Origin of the sequence: Ferruginibacter sp. (assembly GCF_031430955.1) — a bacterium.
GTDB lineage: Bacteria > Bacteroidota > Bacteroidia > Chitinophagales > Chitinophagaceae > Ferruginibacter.
This window is the reverse complement of the sequence record NZ_JANPCM010000542.1, coordinates 1-4,219: the sequence shown is the minus strand read 5'-3', so window position 1 is coordinate 4,219 and position 4,219 is coordinate 1. Positions and strand designations below refer to the sequence as shown.

The following is a 4,219-nucleotide window of genomic DNA, read 5'->3' as shown; positions in this document are numbered from 1 at the left end:
TGGTTTTATGATTGGCTTAACCAATTATACCGATCAAACAACAGCTACAACAAGTGTTAAAAATTTAATAGCACAAGTTAGCGGGGCTACAAAAAATGGTAAGTTAAAAGCCTATCTTAATTATTCTGGTTTTGCAGGTTCTGATGAAGGCGCAAATCCCAGCGGTTTAAAATCATTAAATCAAATTGATTTGGTGGTATTAGGCACCATCACCAGTAAATTTAATATTGGTTATAATGGAACAGTGCAATCAAGAAAACCTGTTACCGGTAGCACAGGCAGCTGGATAGGTAATGCATTGTATTTAAATTTTGATCCAACAGATAAACTGGGCATTACTTTAAGAAGTGAATACATCAGCGATGATAAAACAGTTTATTTTCCTGCAAAAAGTATTTTTGCCAACACACTTTCTGTAAACTGCAAAATTGGTCCACTAACTATTATTCCTGAAGTAAGATTTGAAAATGCACAGAGTACTATCTTCTTAAAGGATAATGGCTCTGGCACAAAATCTACTGCAAGTGCATTAATAGCAGCAGTGTATAAATTTTAATTATCTTTTTTCATATAGCAAGCAATCGTTAAAAGGGCCTCTATTTCTATAGAGGCTCTCTATTTTTTTAATAAGAAGAGAATATTCATAAGCTATTCATCATTCTTCACTTCCTCTGTTGCATTAAATGCACCGCCGGAGCCGTCTGATTCGGCTTCATCTTTTTCACCCTTCTTTTTATTTACTTTTTCTCCATCAGTAATATTAACTCCAGCAACTTTTTTTTCAAGAGCTGTTTTTGGTGTTATTATTTTTTCTGTAGCGCTGCCATTGGGAAAACCGGGAAAATCCTCATCAATTTTATGGTCAGGATTTTTTTGAATATCTTTTTTATCCTTCATCGGACTGGTATTTTTTTTCATATTGTTTTTTTATAACACTGATAATCCTGTGCCAAATAATTGTATATCAGTAAAATTTATTTTCATGCCAATCACTTTGCACAAGTATTTAAATTTAAAGGCATGATATTAGTAGATAATTCTGTAAAAAATAGCACCATTAGCACTTACAATCGGTTTGAATAAAATGGATCAATAAATTATTTGTATAATGAACGGTAACCAAAAAACAAATCAACCAAATGAACTTTTCGAAATGCTGCCGCAGGCAATAGCAGCATTGAAAAAAAATATAATTGATCCCATTTTTGGAGAAACTAAAACTGATAAATACGCTAACGAAAGGCCGCCATTACGTTCGGAATTATTTACTGCAGAGCAACTGGAACAACATGCCAGAGCAATTTCCAGAAAACACCAGCTTATATCTGCTCACCCATCAGAACAATTATTAAAACGCCTCGCCGAAAATGAAAATATTTTACTGGAGGTACATGCAGCATTAACCGATGCTATAAAAAACAATAACCGCATTGTGCCGGCAGGCGAGTGGTTATTAGATAATTTTTATTTAATTGAAGAGCAAATTTATACCGGGAAAAAACATTTACCCAAAGGTTACAGTAAAGGATTACCTCAACTTTTAAAAGGCGAATCGGCGGGATTACCACGGGTTTACGATATAGCTGTGGAAATAATTTCCCACAGTGATGGGCATATAGACCTTAAAAGCCTTATTAGTTTTGTTACCGCTTATCAAACCAATACTTTTTTAAAACTGGGCGAATTGTGGGCCATCCCCATTATGTTAAGGCTGGCTTTAATTGAAAATTTACGCCGCCTTTCAATACAAATTGCCAGCGATATCATTAATAAAACACTGGCCAATAAATGGGCCGATAAAATGATTGATGCTGCAGAAAATGATCCTAAAAATTTAGTGTTAGTAATTGCAGATATGGCAAGGAGCGAACCGCCGATGGACAGTTCTTTTATTGCAGAACTCACCCGTCGTTTGCAGGAAAAAGGTAATGCACTTTCGCTGCCATTAAATTGGATAGAACAACGATTATCGGAAGAAAGCCTTACCAGTAATGAGCAAATTCATTTAGAAAATCAAAAGCAGGCAGCCGACCAGGTATCAATCAGCAACAGCATCAGCAGTCTAAGATTTTTAAACACTACCGATTGGAGAGAGTTTGTAGAAAATACCAGCATTGTAGAGCAGGTACTGCGGCATGATGTGGACAGCGTATACCAACAAATGGATTTTCATACACGTGATAACTACCGGCATGCGGTGGAAAAAACTGCCAAATACAGTAAGCTTACAGAAAACGAAGTAGCAGAAATTGCTATCCAACTGGCAAAAAATAATGAAGGAAAACAAGAACACCTGAGGCAACAGCATGTGGGTTATTATTTAACGGGAAAGGGGTTGGCGCAATTGCAGCGGCATGCAAAAATGTGTTGTACAAAGGCTGACTCATTAAGAATTTTTTTTAATAAAGCCCCCTTCCTTATGTATGCCGGTGGCATAGTGATAATAACATTTTTAATAAGCTGGGGTTTAATTTGTGCCATTTTTCATGAAGGATTAGCACAATGGCAAATGATAATTGTGGGAATTATTATTTTATTAGCTACAAGCCGTTTATCGCTGGCAGTTGTAAATTGGTTATCTACTTTATTGGCAAAACCTTTTTTATTACCGAAGATGGATTTTTCAAAAGGTATTCCACTGCAACACCGTACCATGGTGGTAATACCTACAATGCTTACATCTGCCGCAGGCATCAATGAATTAATAGAAGGCATTGAAGTACGTTTTTTAGCTAACAGAAACGAGCATTTGCAATTTGCTTTGTTAACCGATTTTAAAGACGCAAAAACTGAAATACTTCCCGAAGATGAAATGCTTTTATTCAACCTGCGTAATAAAATAGTTGAACTCAACAGAAAATACGACAGGCAAACCAATGATACTTTTTTTCTTTTTCACCGGCCACGAAAATATAATGCAAAAGATAAAATATGGATGGGCTACGAACGTAAACGTGGTAAACTGGCCGAATTAAATGCGTTGATACAGGGCAACGGCAAACAATATTTTTCGATGATAATTGGGGAAGCGGCTGTGTACACCGCAGTAAAATATATTATAACACTCGATACCGATACACAGTTACCGAGAGATGCTGCATGGAAGATGGTGGCTACTATGGCTCATCCGCTTAACCAGGCATTTTATTCTGCAAAGAAAAAAAGAGTAACAGAAGGCTATACTATTTTACAACCAAGGGTGAGTAATAGTTTACCGGGTAATAAAAGTTCGTTATATGCAAAAATACATGGTAACGAACCAGGTACCGATCCCTACACCAAAGCAACTTCAGATGTTTACCAGGATCTTTTTAAAGAAGGCTCTTTTATTGGAAAAGGAATTTATAATGTTGCTGCATTTGAAGAAACCCTGCATAATGTTTTTCCTGATAATTCAATTTTAAGTCACGATTTGTTAGAGGGTTGCTATGCCCGTTCTGGGTTAATTACCGATGTACAACTGTATGAAGAATATCCCAACCGTTACAGCGCCGATATGCAGCGCCGCCACAGATGGATACGTGGCGACTGGCAAATTGCTAACTGGATGTTACCTTTTGTGCCAGGCCCGAATAAAAAAATATTACGAAACCCATTAAGTTTATTATCTAAATGGAAAATCGCAGATAACATCCGCCGGAGTTTAATACCGCAGGCTTTATTGTTGTTGTTATTGTATGGCTGGATAATTTCTTCTATGCCGTTGTTTTGGACCATGACAGTTTCGCTGATTGTATTGTTGCCATCGGTAATTAGTTTTTGCTGGTCGTTGTTTACGAGGCCGGAGGATGTAATTTTTTCGCAGCATTTTATTTTTTCTTTTCGTGCTGCAAGCAATCAGTTTTATCAGCACCTGATTGAACTTTGTGCATTGCCTTACGAAGCAGCCTGCAATACAGATGCTATACTGCGTACTTTATGGCGCATGTTTATCAGTCATAAAAATTTATTGCAGTGGAACCCTTCTCATAACACTAACAATAATCAAAAAACAATACTGGCTGCTTATGTAGAAATGTGGTTTGGGCCACTCCTTGCCGTTACTATCTTTTTATATTTGACTTTATATAATCCTTTTGCTTTAATTTTTGCTGTACCCTTTATTGCAGTATGGATCATTGCGCCATTTGTAACCTGGTTTATAAGCCGTGTTAGCACAGGTAAAATAGCTGTGGTCACCGATGCTCAAACAATTTATTTAAGATTACTGGGACGAAAA

The 4,219-nt window shown here is 36.7% G+C and carries 3 protein-coding genes; 2 read left to right on the top strand and 1 reads right to left on the bottom strand.

Annotated elements, in window-relative coordinates:
• On the top strand, window positions 1-556 hold a 556-nt coding region (locus tag ACY65O_RS15230), incomplete at its 5' end, for an outer membrane beta-barrel protein (RefSeq protein WP_462221717.1).
• Between the two features lie 92 nt (window positions 557-648).
• Here the strand turns inward: ACY65O_RS15230 and ACY65O_RS15225 are convergent.
• Window positions 649-918, bottom strand: a complete 270-nt coding sequence (locus ACY65O_RS15225; RefSeq protein WP_462221716.1) for a hypothetical protein — start codon at window positions 916-918, stop codon at window positions 649-651.
• Between the two features lie 190 nt (window positions 919-1,108).
• On the opposite strand from ACY65O_RS15225, the gene ACY65O_RS15220 reads away from it, so the two are divergent.
• Window positions 1,109-4,219 (top strand): glycosyltransferase family protein (locus ACY65O_RS15220; protein WP_462221715.1); only part of this gene is annotated, 3,111 nt, incomplete at its 3' end.